Annotated in this window: 15 protein-coding genes; 11 read left to right on the top strand and 4 right to left on the bottom strand. The window is 42.1% G+C overall.

Annotated elements, in window-relative coordinates:
• Nucleotides 1-173: 173 nt before the first annotated feature.
• From QZ019_RS06225 to QZ019_RS06215, 3 genes are read left to right on the top strand one after another with little or no spacing between them, the layout of a single operon-like run.
• Nucleotides 174-338, top strand: coding sequence for a hypothetical protein (locus QZ019_RS06225; protein WP_295483296.1), 165 nt, complete (start codon nucleotides 174-176; stop codon nucleotides 336-338).
• Nucleotides 323-1,141: a threonine/serine exporter ThrE family protein gene (locus tag QZ019_RS06220; RefSeq protein ID WP_295483295.1), complete on the top strand. Its 819-nt coding sequence runs from the start codon at nucleotides 323-325 to the stop codon at nucleotides 1,139-1,141. The genes QZ019_RS06225 and QZ019_RS06220 overlap by 16 nt, the downstream gene beginning before the upstream one ends.
• Nucleotides 1,138-1,626 (top strand): threonine/serine exporter family protein, encoded by a 489-nt coding sequence (locus QZ019_RS06215; RefSeq protein WP_295483292.1) that lies wholly within the window; start codon nucleotides 1,138-1,140, stop codon nucleotides 1,624-1,626. Before QZ019_RS06220 ends, QZ019_RS06215 begins: the two co-directional genes overlap by 4 nt.
• 63 nt (nucleotides 1,627-1,689) lie before the next feature.
• On the opposite strand, the gene nadE is transcribed toward QZ019_RS06215, so the two are convergent.
• Nucleotides 1,690-3,522: an NAD(+) synthase gene (gene nadE, locus QZ019_RS06210; RefSeq protein WP_295483290.1), complete on the bottom strand. Its 1,833-nt coding sequence runs from the start codon at nucleotides 3,520-3,522 to the stop codon at nucleotides 1,690-1,692.
• A gap of 100 nt (nucleotides 3,523-3,622) precedes the next feature.
• On the opposite strand from nadE, the gene QZ019_RS06205 reads away from it, so the two are divergent.
• Together QZ019_RS06205 and QZ019_RS06200 are read left to right on the top strand one after the other, a co-directional pair.
• On the top strand, nucleotides 3,623-5,731 hold the full coding sequence (locus QZ019_RS06205; protein ID WP_294565593.1) for a glycogen-debranching protein: 2,109 nt from the start codon (nucleotides 3,623-3,625) through the stop codon (nucleotides 5,729-5,731).
• A 202-nt stretch (nucleotides 5,732-5,933) separates the two neighbouring features.
• On the top strand, nucleotides 5,934-6,677 hold the full coding sequence (locus QZ019_RS06200; RefSeq protein ID WP_295483288.1) for a basic amino acid ABC transporter substrate-binding protein: 744 nt from the start codon (nucleotides 5,934-5,936) through the stop codon (nucleotides 6,675-6,677).
• Nucleotides 6,678-6,714: 37 nt separating this feature from the next.
• Here QZ019_RS06200 and QZ019_RS06195 read toward each other — a convergent pair whose 3' ends face one another.
• Together QZ019_RS06195 and QZ019_RS06190 are read right to left on the bottom strand one after the other, a co-directional pair.
• The gene (locus QZ019_RS06195; RefSeq protein ID WP_295483285.1) at nucleotides 6,715-8,676 is read right to left on the bottom strand and encodes a MacB family efflux pump subunit; all 1,962 of its coding nucleotides are present in this window, start codon (nucleotides 8,674-8,676) and stop codon (nucleotides 6,715-6,717) included.
• Nucleotides 8,677-8,678: 2 nt separating this feature from the next.
• Nucleotides 8,679-9,872 (bottom strand): efflux RND transporter periplasmic adaptor subunit, encoded by a 1,194-nt coding sequence (locus QZ019_RS06190; protein ID WP_295483282.1) that lies wholly within the window; start codon nucleotides 9,870-9,872, stop codon nucleotides 8,679-8,681.
• Nucleotides 9,873-9,952: 80 nt separating this feature from the next.
• Here QZ019_RS06190 and QZ019_RS06185 point away from each other — a divergent pair, with 80 nt between their 5' ends.
• Both QZ019_RS06185 and QZ019_RS06180 read left to right on the top strand, forming a co-directional pair.
• Complete coding sequence (locus QZ019_RS06185) at nucleotides 9,953-11,140, top strand: class I SAM-dependent methyltransferase (RefSeq protein WP_295483279.1); 1,188 nt, start codon at nucleotides 9,953-9,955, stop codon at nucleotides 11,138-11,140.
• 8 nt (nucleotides 11,141-11,148) lie between these two features.
• Nucleotides 11,149-11,793: an MBL fold metallo-hydrolase gene (locus QZ019_RS06180; protein WP_295483276.1), complete on the top strand. Its 645-nt coding sequence runs from the start codon at nucleotides 11,149-11,151 to the stop codon at nucleotides 11,791-11,793.
• Between the two features lie 36 nt (nucleotides 11,794-11,829).
• On the opposite strand, the gene QZ019_RS06175 is transcribed toward QZ019_RS06180, so the two are convergent.
• Nucleotides 11,830-12,144: a YcgL domain-containing protein gene (locus QZ019_RS06175; RefSeq protein ID WP_295483274.1), complete on the bottom strand. Its 315-nt coding sequence runs from the start codon at nucleotides 12,142-12,144 to the stop codon at nucleotides 11,830-11,832.
• Nucleotides 12,145-12,357: 213 nt separating this feature from the next.
• Between QZ019_RS06175 and QZ019_RS06170 the strand changes: the two genes are divergently transcribed.
• From QZ019_RS06170 to QZ019_RS06155, 4 genes are read left to right on the top strand one after another with little or no spacing between them, the layout of a single operon-like run.
• Nucleotides 12,358-13,227, top strand: coding sequence for a septum site-determining protein MinC (locus QZ019_RS06170; RefSeq protein ID WP_295483271.1), 870 nt, complete (start codon nucleotides 12,358-12,360; stop codon nucleotides 13,225-13,227).
• Between the two features lie 14 nt (nucleotides 13,228-13,241).
• Complete coding sequence (gene minD / locus QZ019_RS06165) at nucleotides 13,242-14,246, top strand: septum site-determining protein MinD (protein ID WP_294565571.1); 1,005 nt, start codon at nucleotides 13,242-13,244, stop codon at nucleotides 14,244-14,246.
• Between the two features lie 14 nt (nucleotides 14,247-14,260).
• Entirely contained in the window at nucleotides 14,261-14,593 is a 333-nt protein-coding gene (gene minE / locus QZ019_RS06160; RefSeq protein ID WP_294565568.1) for a cell division topological specificity factor MinE, read from the top strand.
• Between the two features lie 28 nt (nucleotides 14,594-14,621).
• Nucleotides 14,622-15,080 carry a DUF805 domain-containing protein gene (locus tag QZ019_RS06155; RefSeq protein ID WP_366936817.1) on the top strand — a complete coding sequence of 153 codons (459 nt, stop codon included), beginning with the start codon at nucleotides 14,622-14,624 and terminating at the stop codon, nucleotides 15,078-15,080.
• The last annotated feature ends 61 nt before the right edge of the window (nucleotides 15,081-15,141 follow it).

The raw sequence follows: 15,141 nt of genomic DNA, 5'->3' as shown, positions 1-15,141 counted from the left end.
TGTTGTACCGGCCATCGCTTTTGCAGTGATTGCCTATTATGGTTTCTTCATTGCTAGAAAACAGGAAAGTGGGGATTGTATGTAAAAACTTATAATTTAAAAACAAAATATCATGAAGAAAACAGTCTTAATCTTTGGCTTTTTGCTTTGTCTCTTTTAACGCATTTGCTACTATGGAAGCAGCTTGGACTGACAATGAAGTCAAAACATCTGCAATAAGCTGCCCGCAGTTGATATATGTGAAAAACCCTGACGGCAGTTATAAAGAGTATTCTTTTACTCAACAAATCAAAAAACGTAACGCAACTATCGACAAAGGAGAATGCGTTTACCGCTAAAAAATATGGTTCAAACAGTAAATGCTTCAGAACTTTCCCTAAAGGCAAAGCTCCTGTGCACTTTAGGTTGGCGTATGGCTTTATGCGGCGCTGAAACACGCCTTATTATCCAATCGGTAAGACAGATGGGCGTAGATCTCGGTCTTTCCGAAGTTGACTTGGGACTATCAAGAACCGGTCTTGTCGTAAAGGTGCATTCAGGCTCCGAGTACAGCGTTGAATTTAAGGAAATCAGCGCTTTTGGCATAAATATGTCATCACTTACCGATTTAAATCGTATTTGCCTTGATGTGTCTGCAGGAAAGCTTAGAGATCCTAAAGAAATTTTTCAGGCAATAGAAGCCGTAAAACCCAAGCATTACAATCAAAAACTGCTTATTGTAATTGAGTCATTAGCCGCCGGCCTTTTTGCCTTCTTAAACGGAGCAACGCTTCAGGTAATGGCTTGCAGCGTTATCGGCGGACTGCTTTTAATGATTGTAAGATTCTCTTTACTAAAAAGAGGATTTTTTGAAAGTTTTGCTTTTATGTGCTCTGCTTTTTGCGGCAGCATTCTTGCTCTTTTTGCCGCAAAACTTCTTTTTAATCTTTCAGCAGAGCAAACCTCGCTTGCTCTTATGTCCACATCTTTGCTTTTAGTTCCCGGTTTTCCTTATATGAACGGATTCCTCGATATCTTCAAAGGATATGTCGATATGGGGATCAGCAGAATTATCCATGCATTCGTTTTAACCTCAGCCGCCGCTATCGGACTTATCGGCACTGTTTTTATCAACACATTACCTATTTTTGAAATTTTATGATGGATACGGATATTATTACGCGGATTGTTTTAGAGGGCTTGGCAGCAGGTTTTATCGCCTCTGCCTTTGCCATGCTTTTTGCCGTCCCGAAACAATACTTAATATTTGTTGCTGCAGGCGGAATGATAACGCGCGTTATCCGTTCCCTTCTCTTTTATTGTTTAAACGTTGAAATCGTAATTGCGACTTTTGCCGCTTGTGCCGTAATCTCTTTAATTTTTATTTACGTAGGCCCTAAGCTTGGCGTCCCCCGTCCTGTTTTTACCGTGGCAAGCGTTATTGCGCTCATTCCCGGCATGGATGCCTACAATGCTTTGTTATCGCTTATCTCTTTAATTGAAATAACCGATGTCGCTCTTTTTGATTCTTATCTTTTTACTTTGATGCATTCAGGTGTGCGCTGCGTGGCAATTTTGCTGGCCATCGCACTGGGAATCGCGATCCCTCCGCTCTTTTTCTATAACTACCGCAACAAACTGCGTTAAATTTTACCCCAACAAAAAGGACCGCCGCAGCGATCCTTTTTTAAACTTAAATTAAATAGAAGATTACAACAGGCAATTGAAGCTGTCGTTTAAAATCGGCAGACTCCACATATCACAGCTGTCCTTTTCAATATGGAATGAAGAAGCAAAACGCTTACGTTTCCATTGAGAACGGGCATTTAATCTAAAGTATTTGGCTACATCACTCTTTAAAAGATCGTCATCAAGATCTTTAAATCGTTCATCTTCTCTTACTTTACTGAAAATTTCTTCCGGACCTAAAAACTCCGCATTAAAGAGTCTTCTTATTTCATCAAGCAAAATATACGGCATCAGATCCTTTTCATCTTTCTGCTCTCCACCGGGACGCAGCTCAGCCGTAGGCTCCTGATCGGCAACAAAAGACAGATCTTTTATATTAAAGATATATGCGGACGGCCCCAAGTTAACGCCATGATCAGCAATTTGGCGGTTTATGCGCAAAATACGGCTTTTACCGATTCCTCCAACAGGATCAACGCCGCCTACCGTATCACCGTCCATAGTGCAATAACCCACGACGGCCTCGGATAAATTTCCGGTAGAAAGCAAGAGTTTATTTTCATGGTTGGCAAACATCCAAATACTCGGCAAACGTGAACGTGCCTGAATATTCTGCAAAGTAAGATCGTCCTTCTCCCAAGATAAAGAAGGACCGTCATTTGCTTTATCAAACAGCTTGATATATAAATCAACTGCTTTTGAAATTTCTAATTCATGATGAGTACTGCCAAGACATGCAGCTAATTTTTCGGCTGCATTACGGGTAATTTTTCCTGAACTCTTTGAGGCCTGGTAAACGGTAGTTAAGACTTTAGGCATTACTTCCGTTTTAATATAAGTCTCATGATCTCCTTCAACATCCTTAACATCAATATTTAAAGAACGCAGGATCTCAACATACTTTTTATCTCCCAAATGTTCAAGAGCCAAAGCCTGCCCTACTGCAACTGATACTGCGCACAAGGCAGAGTCTGCACCTCCGGACAACGACAAGGCAAATCCTTTGCTTTTGGTTTTGAGCATCCAGTCAAAAAGACCTAAGGAAATTGCTTTTACAATCAAATCATTTTCATCTTCATCAGGAGCAATGCCGCACTTTTCACAGACAATATTTTCTCGCTTAAAGCTAAAAGGAGAATTTTTAGCTATTAATTTACCTTTTTGAGCGATAATTCCCTGACCGTCATAAACTAAAGTACCGCTTTCACAGCCTAAAAGATTAGTCTTTACAACAATAGCATTAATATCACGGGAAAGATTTAAAGCTTGGTTAAGATTTGACTCAAGAGAGCCAAGCTCAAACGGAGTAGCATTAGGGATCACAACCACATCGCAATCAGTAAATCCGACGGGCCAGTCATCATAAGCCACGCCTAGAGTGAAGCCGCGGCAATTTATGCTTCGTGATGCCACATAAAATGTTTTACCCTCAATAGTGCAGGAAACATCTTCTGTCGTGGTTGCAAAATAACGGTATGAATCATCAAGAGGATTATCATATTTATAAAGGTATTTGACGGTTAACCCTAAAATTTCACCGCGGCGAATAACAGCATAAGCGTTATAAATACGACCGTTATCGGCAAGCAGAGGCAAACCTAAGCCTACTACCGCCCCTGCCGGCAATTCTTTAGTTAATGCAACAAGACAATCCTGACATTTACGCACAAAAGCAGGGATTTTAAATAAGTGAGCACATCCTGCACCGCTTAATACCAGCTCAGGAAACAGTACAACGCCGCAGCCGTGATCAACTGCAAGTTCCACTGCTTTTATTATTTTGGTCTTATTTCCGGCCAAATCCATTGGTATAGTGTTGATTTGACCTGCAGATAAATTAGTTAATAAGGACATAACAAACTCGCAAACAGAAAATTTACTGCATATATTTTAATGCGAATCTTTGAATTATGTACGTACTAGTCTAAAATGAGGCAACTTTGAGGTTTTTAGAATGCTTCCAGAAAAACAACAGCTTCACAAATACGTTATTACTGAAGGTCACAGCAAAACTTTAGGCGCCACCATTGAAAAAGACGGCGTTAATTTCGCTGTATGGTGTCCTGCGGCAAGTATTATTGAACTACTGCTGTTTAAAGACATTGACGACTGTGAACCGGATATTATTACCCTTGCTTCACCATTATTTCGTTCTACGTACTATTGGCATGTAAAAGTTAAAGGTATAAAAGCCGGACAAATTTACGCATGGCGAATAAAAGAAGCACTAAGAACGTACAAATTTGCACAATCACATGTCGAGCTTGGCAAAGTACTTTTGGATCCTTACGGAAAAAGAGTTCTTTTCCCTAAAGCATACCGCCGCTTCCAAACCGACGATCCTCAGGAAAATTTAAAGATTGCGGCCAAAAGTGCGGTTGTGGATCTTGATGACTATGATTGGGAACTTGACGTGTCGCCGCGACATCCTTTAAATCGTACCATTATCTACGAGATGCACGTTAAGGGCTTTACCGCACACCAAAGTTCCAATCTTCCCCCGCAATTACGCGGAACTTATCGCGGATTAATCGAGAAAATACCTTACCTTGTCGACTTGGGTATTACGGCGGTGGAATTTCTGCCGATTTTCCAATACGACAGCGAAGATGCGCTTCCCGGTAAGAAAAATTATTGGGGCTATTGCCCGATGGCTTTTTTCGCCCCGCACGAAGCCTACGCTCAAGACAAATCACTCATGGGACCTCTAAATGAATTTAGAGATCTCGTAAAAGCCCTGCACCGCAACGGCATCGAAGTTATTCTCGATGTGGTATACAACCATACCTCAGAAGGCGATCAAAACGGTCCTGTTTACTGTTTTAAAGGCTTTGATAAACAAAGCTACTACATTATTGACGACCGCGGCTATTACGGAAATTACTCAGGCTGCGGAAACACCTTTAATGCCAACAATTCCGTAGTTCGCAATTTAATTATTGATTCGCTTATCTTCTGGAAAGAAGAAATGCACATTGACGGTTTCCGTTTTGACTTAGCATCGATTTTATCCCGCGATGAACAAGGACGCCCTATCGCCAATGCGCCTACTCTTCTTGATATTGATATCAATCCGCGTCTTGCCGATACCAAAATCATCGCCGAACCCTGGGATGCCGGCGGTTTATATCAGGTCGGCAATATCGCTGGCTCAAAATGGCGCGAATGGAACGGAAAATTCCGCGATACCGTACGTGCGTTTATGCGCGGAGATCCTGGCAATATCAAAGATTTTGTCACTAAGCTTTTAGGTTCTCCTGACATTTATAATGAAAAAATCATCGATCCGCAAAAAAGCGTCAACTTCATTACCTGTCATGACGGCTTTACTCTCTGGGATCTGGTAGCTTACAGTCATAAGCATAATGAAGCCAATGGTGAAAACGGTCGTGACGGATGCAATAATAACTATTCGGCAAACTACGGAGTTGAAGGTGAAAGTGACGATGCCGGTCTTAATGAATTAAGATTAAGACAGGCAAAAAACATGATGGCGTTGACCCTGATCTCTTTAGGTACATCAATGATCACCATGGGCGATGAGGTTCTGCGTTCACAGCGCGGCAACAACAATGCCTACTGCCAGGATAATGACATCAGCTACATGAACTGGAACTTTACCAAACATCAGCTTGAAATGCATAATTTCACGCGCCGCCTGATTCATTATCGCGCTATCCGCACTAAGCGCCGCAGCCGCAACAACGGTCCGCAGATTAAAATGCTTGACAGCGTACTGCGCAGCACCAAACTGCAATGGCATGGCGTCAAGCCCTATCAGCCGGATTGGTCCGACCAGTCACATTCAATCGGACTTATTTACTATTGGGGAACATATAACGTATTTACCTATATTTTTGTAAATGCATATTGGCAAGATCTTGAAGTTGAACTGCCGCCTGTTCCCGGATACGTTAACCGCCACTGGTATCGGCTTATAGACACTTCATTACCGGCACCTCATGAAATAAAAACTTTTTTAACTAACGATAAGCATAATGCCGGTGAAATAATGAAGATAAAGGCTCGATCTATCCTGATGATGATTAGTTCAGCTTTCTAAAATACGGCCGATCTTAAAAAAAGATCGGCTGATTTTTTACTTTCTGTTCATGTTTTCAAAATTTCTTAAACTTCAGATTATTTGTGATCACAGCATAAAAAATGCTGATCGTTTTGGTGAAAAAAACTCTTTTTTAATCAGTTATCGTCTTTTTTGCATACACTATTAACATCTTTGAAGCTTATATCGGAGATCTTAAACAATGCAGATACGAAAGATTTTAACTGTCGCCGTCTTAAGTTTATTCTCTTTACAAAGTCAAGCCGATGAAAAAACTCTTACCGTAGGACTTGAGTCCGTCTATCCTCCTTTTGAATTTTTAGGAGAAGATAAACAGCTTACCGGATACGACGTTGATGTAATGAACGCCATAGGCAAAGCTATGGGATACAAAGTGGTATTCCGCCAGCTTCCGTTTGACGCAATCATTCCGTCATTGCTTACGGGAGATATCAACGTATCGGCTTCAGCCTTGTCGATTACGGAAGAAAGAAAAAATAAAGTGGATTTTTCCGAACCTTACTACACTTCGGGCATAACAATTTTAATAAAAGAAAGTGACAAAGATAAATTTCACAGCGTAAAAGATCTTAAAAATCAAACGATCTGCGTACAGATAGCCACGACATCCCAAACCTACGCTCAAGAAGAAATTGAAGGCTCTACCGTTAAAATATTTAATGCAGTCTCCGATACTTTTATTGAATTGAAAAACGACGGATGCGTAGCAGTTCTTGGTGATCGCCCGGTTAACGGCTACTATCTAAAGTCACCCAAATCTAAAGGCGTAATGGCGCTTAAAGATTTATTCTCGGCAGAAGATTTCGGCATAGCGGTCAAAAAAGGCAATAAAGAAACGCTTCAAGTCATAAATGAAGGTCTTGCCAAAATAAAAGCTGACGGAACGCTCGACAAAATTTACGAGAAGTGGTTCGGCGGTATTTAAGAAAAAATAGATCCGGCATTAAAGCCGGATCGTTTTTTTACTCTCGAGCCAAAGCTTCGATAGGATTTAAGCGGGCGGCAGATCTTGCCGGCATGAAGCCGAAACCGATGCCGATTGCCGAAGATGTCAAAACTGCAGCGATAATTGAATCAAGCGAGAATGACATCGTTATGCTTTCGCTTAAGCTTGACAGCAACTGACCTACGCCAAAGGACATAATAACGCCGACAGCACCGCCTAACAGGCATACCATGACAGCCTCAATCAAAAACTGCGCCATGATATCGCTCTGTCTTGCGCCTACAGCCATGCGAATTCCGATTTCACGCGTACGCTCGGTGACAGACACCAACATAATATTCATAACGCCGATGCCTCCTACCACCAGGGAAATTACCGCGATTGCCGAAATGAGCAGCGTAAACGTCAAAGTAGTAGAAGTAATGGACTTCATGATGGTATCCGAGGACTGTATAAAAAAGTCCTGCCGTCCATGGCGTGAAGTCAGTAAATTAATAATGCTGCGCTCGGCAACCGCCGTTGAGAATCCGTCTTGAATGCGGATCACGATTGATGAAAGGTAATTTTGTTTATAAAGCCGCGACATTACCGACGTATAAGGCATATATACGTACAGATTCTCAGAACGCATAAACGGTGAATCGATAACATCCAGAACACCCACAATCATTACAGGCATACTGTTGACTAAAATAGTCTGACCGATAGGATCGGATGATCCGAAGAAGTTCTCGGCGGTATTATGATCAATTACGCACACCTGTGAATAATTTTTAGTCTCCGCATCGGTAAAAAGTCGCCCTTGAGCCGTCGTATATCCGTATACTCTAAATAGATCAGGAGATACACCGTACACGGTTCCGTTAAATTCCAAATTGGAATGACGAATTAAAACCGAGCTTTGAATGGACGCCGATACGGAATCCACAAAAGGCTGACCGTCCAAGGCGTTTAAATCACGCGGCGTAAGCGTCCTAACTCTAGCCGAACGCACGTCGCCCATTCGCTCACCGGGATAGACGGTAATCGTATTGGTACCTAAAGAGGAAATGTTTTCAATTACCTTTTCACTTGCTCCCCGGGCAAGAGCCACCACGCTTACCACAGCCATAATACCGATGATGATGCCTAGCATCGTCAAAAGCGTACGCATGCGATTTGCTATCATCGCGCGTACCGCCATGATAAATGCCTCTTTAAAACGGTCATACTGCGAAGAAAGCGTATGAGACCAGCGATTATTGATTTTAATGCCTTCAGCCTGTTTTCCGGTATTATCATCAATGGCCTCATTTATTGTATCGGACTTAATCGCTCCGTCCTCAATGGCGATAACTCGCCTTGCAATAGATGCAACTTTAGGATCGTGAGTAACGATAATGACCGTATGACCTTTTGCATTAAGATCTTTTAAGATCTTCATTACCTCGGCGCCGCTTTTAGTATCAAGCGCACCAGTCGGCTCGTCAGCCAAAATAATCTGACCGCCGTTCATCAAAGCACGGGCGATGGACACGCGCTGCTGCTGACCGCCTGACAATTGGGACGGCTGATAATCAACGCGGTGATCAAGACCTAATGCCTTTAGCAATTCAAGTGAACGCTGACTGCGCTTTTGCTGATTTACTCCTGCATAAATAGCCGGAACTTGAACGTTTTCACCGGCATTCAAATGACCTAAAAGGTGATAGCGCTGAAAAATAAAGCCGAAAAAATCACGTCTTAAAGTTGCAAGTTCATCAGGCGACAAGTCAATGGTATCCTGCCCCTTGACTTTGTAACTTCCGGATGAAGGAGTATCAAGACAGCCGATAATATTCATCAATGTGGATTTTCCCGATCCTGACGGACCGATGATTGCCACCATTTCGCCTTGCTTAACCGTAAGGTTGATGCCGTGAAGAATTTCCACTTCACTGCCGCCGGACATAAAAGAACGACGGACATCTTTTAGTTCCAATAAAACTTCAGCGTCCATTGCTACATCCTCGGACGGGGACCGCGCATGTTAGACATTGCCTCGGCCTCGGCAGTTGCCACGTCATCGCCTATAATAATGCGATCGCTTTCACCGATACCTGATATAACCTCAATGTACTGCTCATCGCGAATTCCGGTTTTAATAGGCTGTTTTACAATCTGATTTTGCTTGTCAAGTAAGTAAAGAACGGCATTTCCGGCAAAATCATCATCTCGAATTGCCGTAAGAGGAACGGATAAAACATTATCCTTTTCATCAATGGTGATATTTACCTCTGCCGTCATATCAATACGCAAAAGTCCGTCGCTATTATCAATATCAAGCTGTGCGTTATAGTAAATAGCCTCGGTTGATGAAGAAGCCGATGCTGAAGAGGAAGTTTCACTCTCGGCGCTTTTTGGTGCCGGATCTATTGAGGCAAGAGTTGTTTTAAACTCGCGGTTAGGCAAACCTAAAATAGTAAAAGAGCAATCCATACCCGGTTTTACTTTCACCACATCCGCTTCGGAAATCTCTGTTTCAACGGTCATTACATCAAGCTTTGCCAATTTTAAGATAGTAGGAGTCGTCTGATTGGCGTTGACGGTCTGACCTTCTTCGACCGGGATTGCATACACGGTTCCGTCCATAGGAGCGGTAATTTTTGTGTAGCCTAAATTGGTTTCGGCATCGGACACGGAAATTTCGGCTTGTTCATATTGAGCTTTTAATGCGTCAAGATCGGCAAGCGCCATTTTATAGCTTGCAGTTGCAGCTTCTGCTTCCTGCTTTGAGGTAGCTGCATTTTTCAAAAGTTTTGCCTGACGATCGTTTTCCAGCTTTAATTTGGTGATTTCAGCCTGCTTGGAGCGGATCTGCGCATCTAAAAGCTTTAACTGAGCTTTTGCGGTTTTCAAATCGTTCTGCTGAATTTCAGGATCGATTTCACACAGTAAATCGCCCTTTTTAACTACATCACCTGTGTTGACGTAAAGTTTTTTAATCTGTCCTGAAACCTGGGCACCGACATCAACTTCAATTTTTCCCGCCAGGGTTCCGGACGCAAAAACCTGGGATTTAATATCGCGCGTTGCGGCATTTACCGTCATATACGTAGGGGTTTGCGGGGCAAAATAGTCGTATGCAAAATACGCAATGCCTGCAAGCGGAATTAAAAACAAAACTGCTTTGACAAGCTTCTTTTTATTTGCCATAAATGACCTCAACAAACTAAACTTATACGTTTTTTTATGATTATGTTACGATGGCATTAGCAAAAACTTAGGAACACGACATGCACCAGATTATTTTGCATCCTCAAAGAGAAAAATCATTATTAAGGCACCATCCGTGGATTTTCTCAAAAGCCGTAGCTTACACCGATGAAGATATTAAACCCGGAGAGCTTGTAAAAGTCTTAAACTCAGACAAAGCCTTCATAGCGCAAGGACACTACTCTCCGCGTTCACAAATCCGGGTTAGAGTTATTTCATTTAATGAAAACGACGTTATCGATAAAAATTTTATAAAAAGCCGTATTCAATCCGCCGTAAATTTACGCAAACGCCTGATTGACGCCGGCAATGACGGCGTACGCATCATAGCAGCAGAAGGCGACTTTCTTCCCGGACTTATCGTTGATAAATATAACAATTATCTATCAATTTCCATTTCTTCATACGGAATGGAAAATTTGCGCGGTGAAATAATAACATCACTTCAGGAAATTTTCCCGACTTATTCTATTTATGAAAGATCGGATACCGCTTCACGCCTTAAAGAAGGACTCAAAGAACGTTGCGGCGCAGTTGTTGGAGACCCTCCTCCCGATATTTTGTATGTAAAAGAAGGCAATAGCGTTTGCATCCCTATTGACATCAAAAACGGGCATAAAACCGGCGGATACCTCGATCAAAGAAAAAGCCGCATGCGCGTAGGCGAACTTGCCAAAGGCTGTAAAGTACTAAATTGCTTTTCATATACCGGCGGATTCGGTTTATGGGCGTTAAAAGGCGGAGCTGTAAGAGTTGAGAACGTTGACATCTCCGCGCATGCTTTAGATTTGGCCAAGCAAGGAGTTGTCTTCAACCACCTTGATCCGGGACGCTGCCGCTTTATCCGCGAGGACGTATTTAAATTCCTTCGCGATAAGGTCGAAGCCGGCGAACAATACGATTTAGTTATCCTTGATCCGCCGAAATTTATTGACGGGGCATCCAATCTTAAAAAAGGCTGCCGCGGCTATCAGGACATCAACCGTTTAGGCCTTTTACTGACTAAAAAGGGCGGACGCCTTCTAACCTTTTCCTGCTCAGGTCTTATGGATTTGAATTTATTCCAGAAAATCGTTGCTGACGCGGCTCTTGACGCAAAGGTTAATGCCCAGCTTTTAAATGTTCTGCGCCAAGATGAAGATCATGTCATTGCTTTGCCTTGTCCTGAAAGCTTTTACTTAAAAGGCCTTGAAATAGCAGTTAACTAGGAGTTGTCATGTTAAAAATAGCTACAGTACCGACAACGGCTTTTGCACAAAACACACGTATCATCGCAGATGAAGATAATCACACGGCAGTTGTTTCAGATCCGGGCGGAAACGCAGCAGATCTGTATAAAATACTTAACACCCATGAGCTCACCTTAAAAGCAATCATCCTTACCCACGGTCACCTTGATCACGTAGGCGGTGTCGCTGAACTTTCAAGGCTTACCGGTGCGAAAATTATCGGACCATCTAATGAAGATTTCTTTTTAATCGAGTCTTTAGATTCACAGGCAGAGCTATTCGGCTTATCCTCAAGCGGTAATTTCACTCCGTCATACGTCAAAGACAATGATGTTCTAAAGCTTTTTGACGACTATGAATTTAAAGTGATAACGACACCGGGGCACACCCCGGGAGGCGTTTGCTATTACTGTGAAAAAGCAGGTTTTCTGCTTGCAGGCGACAGTCTCTTTGCCGGATCCATCGGCAGATGTGATTTTCCGCGCAGCAGCATGGAAGACTTAATTTCTTCTTTAAAAGAAAAGATCCTGACTTTACCTGATGATACCAAAGTGTTATCAGGACACGGACCTGACACCACCATTGGACGAGAAAAAGCTGAAAATCCCTATTTAAACGGCGAGTTTTACTAAAAGTAAGCAAAATACCGCAGCTTACCCTGCGGCCTTTTACTTCATCGGAAATTTCTCAAGGGGCGGTAAGCCTAGGCGCTTACGCTCCTGATTTAATAAATTCTCCTCTTCATCTTCTATATCGATGCGTAAAAAATACCCTTTTTCAGTTAAAGCTTTAGAGAGCTCTTCATGAGTAATTTTTACTAAATTGCGTTTTTTAGACAACGCAAACATTAAAACGAACTTAGGTGCGCCGAAAGCATCTAAAAGTCCGGACGGTACATCAGCAAAAGCATCTTTTCTTGCCAAATACAAAAACATATTGTTTTTTTTAAGGCTTTTATATACAAAAACCAGCTGATCTCCCATAAAAACATCCTTTAAACAATAAAAACCATAATTAAACGGCGATACTAACAATCAGAACTTAAAAGTACAAGTTTTACTTTACTCTTTCTTAAATTAAATGAAATATATTTTTGAAAAACAAAAAGCAGCTCTTCACATACAAAATAATCTAAAATTTAAATATTTAAACGTACTATGCTAAAATCACAATGTTAAAAACTACCGGTATTAAATATGAGTGAATTAAATAAAGATTTAAATTTAGCGGCACAACCTACCGGTAGTGTTGCCCGCAGCAATTACACTTTAAATACCGTAGCGATCGGTGATCTTAAACCGGAAACACTTGATTCGGTATTATCAAGCAAAATCGATCCGCAGCGTGAAATGTTTTACGGCTCGCCTTTAGTTATTGATATTTCAGCCGTAAATAATTTACAAGATCTTGATTTTGAACGTCTAAAAAGCGTTTGCGCAGCTCACGGTACCTTTTTAATCGGCGTAAGCGGCATCACGAGTGAAGATAATCATAACTTTTTGGTAAGACGCAACATCCCTGTTGTCAACACCAACCGTTTTGCACGCATCCGTGAAGAAAACTTAAAACCGCGCATAGTTACCCAAACTCTTGAAGTTAAAGTTCCGGTTAAAGTACCGGTACCTTATGAAGTAAAAGTTCCTGTAGAAGTAAAAACGTCGGTACCGCTTAAAGTCATTGCTCGCCCTATTCACTCCGGAGAGACCGTAACGGCTCTTGATAACTCCATTATCATCTTCGGCCCAGTAGGCTCAGGAGCTCGCATTATAGCTTCGCATAATGTCATAGTCATAGGTGATATCCGCGGCGGTGGAATCTACGCCGGAAATCCCAAAAGCACGCAAGATCCGGGATTTACCGACGCTTTTATTTATGCTTCAGGAGTTTTCGCTCCGTCATGTCTTGCCATTGCAGGCAATTATCAGACGGCAGAAGACATGGAACAAGATCCTTTAGTCAAGACTTTAATCGGTCGTGACGTAACTGTTGCAGTACGCCTTGAAGGCCGTTCTCTGCGTTATTTTAAAGGCAAAGAATTTTTACCTAAAAATTCCTCTAAGTTTTAGCAAGGGAAAACAAGATGTCAGAAATTAAAAATGAAGTAGAAAAAACTAACGAAGAAGTAAAAGATCTTGCTTCTGAAGTTAAAGAAGAAACTGCAGCCACTGAAGCCGCTGAAGAAAAAACTGTAAAAGAGGAAGAAGTTAAAGCTGCTGAACAACCGGCAGAAAAGACCGAGCCTGAAAAGAAATCAGGTCCCGATCTTGAACCTTTTAACTGCCGTATTATCGTTGTTACCTCAGGTAAAGGCGGTGTCGGTAAAACCACTTCATCTGCTGCAATCGCAACAGGTCTTGCTCTTAAAGGCCACAAAACTGCCGTTATCGATTTTGACGTCGGTCTTCGTAACCTTGACCTTGTAATGGGCTGTGAAAGACGCGTTGTTTACGACTTAATCAATGTCGTTCACAAAGAAGCACGCTTAAATCAGGCTTTAATTAAAGATCGCCACGTTGACAATCTTTATATTCTCCCTGCCTCACAGACCAAGGATAAAGATGCCTTAACTTTAGAAGGCGTAGGTGAAGTTTTGCGCGGTTTGGATAATGCCGGATTTGAATATGTTGTTTGCGACAGTCCCGCAGGTATTGAAGCCGGTGCTTTAATGGCTCTTTACTACGCTGACGAAGCTGTCGTTACCACCAACCCTGAAGTATCATCAGTTCGCGACAGTGACCGCATTATCGGAATTTTAAATTCAAAATCCCGCCGTGCCGTACTAGACTGGGAACCGGTAACTTCTCGTTTGTTATTGACTCGTTATGTTCCGGGCCGCGTCACTAAAAACGAAATGCTTTCAGTAGAAGACGTACAAGAGCTTTTGACTATTCCGCTTTTAGGCGTTATCCCTGAATCGCCTGAAGTCTTAAAAGCTTCAAATGCCGGTAATTCAATTATTTTGAATAAAGACTCCGACGCGGGCAAAGCCTACGACGATGCCGTCGAAAGACTTCTTGGCAATGAAGTTGAACTGCGCTTTATTACCGAGAAAAAAGGCTTCTTCAGCAAACTCTTTAAGAGATAAGCGGAGGATTTAAAATGTCACTTCTTAATTTGATTGCAGATGCCTTATTCGGCACAAACTCTAAAGAGAAAAAAGAGAAATCCGCCCGCGAATCGGCAAAAGAGCGTTTGCATCTGGTTTTGGTAAACGACAGAGCCGGACAGCTTGCTCCTGACTTTATGCCTAAAATGCGTCAGGAATTGCTTGAAGTGCTTAAAAAGTATCTTCCCATCGCCGATGAAGACGATGTCGAATTTAACTTTGCACGTAAAGAGAATACCGACATTATGGAAATGTCAGTCTCTCTTGAAAAAGCAGACGAAAAAACGGCACTTAAAATAGACAGTAAGGAAGACGCTTTAAAATAATGAACGAGGACTAAGTTTTAGCGACGCAATTAAAACCTGCTACCATAAATTTTTCACGATAAACGCCCGTGCGTGCCGCAGTGAATATTGGTACTTCGTGCTTTTTGCATTTATCGCTCACTTAGTCTTATCTTTTTGTGCTGTTCTTCCTGTAATCGGTGAGCTTGCTGGCGGTGTAGGCTCACTTCTTATCTTCATTCCTTTCGTTACGGTTTCTATAAGACGCATGCACGATCTGGACAAATCCGGATTATGGCTCTTATTGCCCGCCCTATTAATCGCTCTTGCCCTATTTTTAGTTTTATACGGCGCATTAGCTACCGCAGGAATGCTCTTCTTTTTAGGAATTGTTTTAATTCTTGCGTCTGCAGTAAGTGTTGTTCTTATTGCTTTACTTATGGCCCAACCAGGGACACACGGACAGAACCGTTTCGGACCCGATCCTTTCCAGCCTAAAATCCCTTACAGTTTTAAGCCTTGGGAATAGCTCACCATTCCTTATAAAGAAACTTTCCAAATTCATTTGCATAAAAGCAATTTTTTACTTT

This window comes from uncultured Succinatimonas sp. (genome assembly GCF_905203285.1).
Classification (GTDB): domain Bacteria; phylum Pseudomonadota; class Gammaproteobacteria; order Enterobacterales; family Succinivibrionaceae; genus Succinatimonas.
The sequence above is the reverse complement of the archived record's forward strand: the minus strand, read 5'-3'. Positions and strand labels throughout refer to the sequence as shown.

Bases quoted from the DNA above. Each gene is read 5' to 3' on its own strand.
- QZ019_RS06225 (WP_295483296.1), top strand. From the start codon at position 174: ATGGAAGCAGCTTGGACTGACAATGAAGTCAAAACATCTGCAATAAGC.
- QZ019_RS06220 (WP_295483295.1), top strand. From the start codon at position 323: ATGCGTTTACCGCTAAAAAATATGGTTCAAACAGTAAATGCTTCAGAA.
- nadE (WP_295483290.1), bottom strand. From the start codon at position 3,522: ATGTCCTTATTAACTAATTTATCTGCAGGTCAAATCAACACTATACCA.
- QZ019_RS06185 (WP_295483279.1), top strand. From the start codon at position 9,953: ATGCACCAGATTATTTTGCATCCTCAAAGAGAAAAATCATTATTAAGG.
- QZ019_RS06180 (WP_295483276.1), top strand. From the start codon at position 11,149: ATGTTAAAAATAGCTACAGTACCGACAACGGCTTTTGCACAAAACACA.
- minD (WP_294565571.1), top strand. From the start codon at position 13,242: ATGTCAGAAATTAAAAATGAAGTAGAAAAAACTAACGAAGAAGTAAAA.
- minE (WP_294565568.1), top strand. From the start codon at position 14,261: ATGTCACTTCTTAATTTGATTGCAGATGCCTTATTCGGCACAAACTCT.
- QZ019_RS06200 (WP_295483288.1), top strand. From the start codon at position 5,934: ATGCAGATACGAAAGATTTTAACTGTCGCCGTCTTAAGTTTATTCTCT.
- QZ019_RS06205 (WP_294565593.1), top strand. From the start codon at position 3,623: ATGCTTCCAGAAAAACAACAGCTTCACAAATACGTTATTACTGAAGGT.
- QZ019_RS06175 (WP_295483274.1), bottom strand. From the start codon at position 12,144: ATGGGAGATCAGCTGGTTTTTGTATATAAAAGCCTTAAAAAAAACAAT.
- QZ019_RS06195 (WP_295483285.1), bottom strand. From the start codon at position 8,676: ATGGACGCTGAAGTTTTATTGGAACTAAAAGATGTCCGTCGTTCTTTT.
- QZ019_RS06190 (WP_295483282.1), bottom strand. From the start codon at position 9,872: ATGGCAAATAAAAAGAAGCTTGTCAAAGCAGTTTTGTTTTTAATTCCG.
- QZ019_RS06215 (WP_295483292.1), top strand. From the start codon at position 1,138: ATGATGGATACGGATATTATTACGCGGATTGTTTTAGAGGGCTTGGCA.
- QZ019_RS06170 (WP_295483271.1), top strand. From the start codon at position 12,358: ATGAGTGAATTAAATAAAGATTTAAATTTAGCGGCACAACCTACCGGT.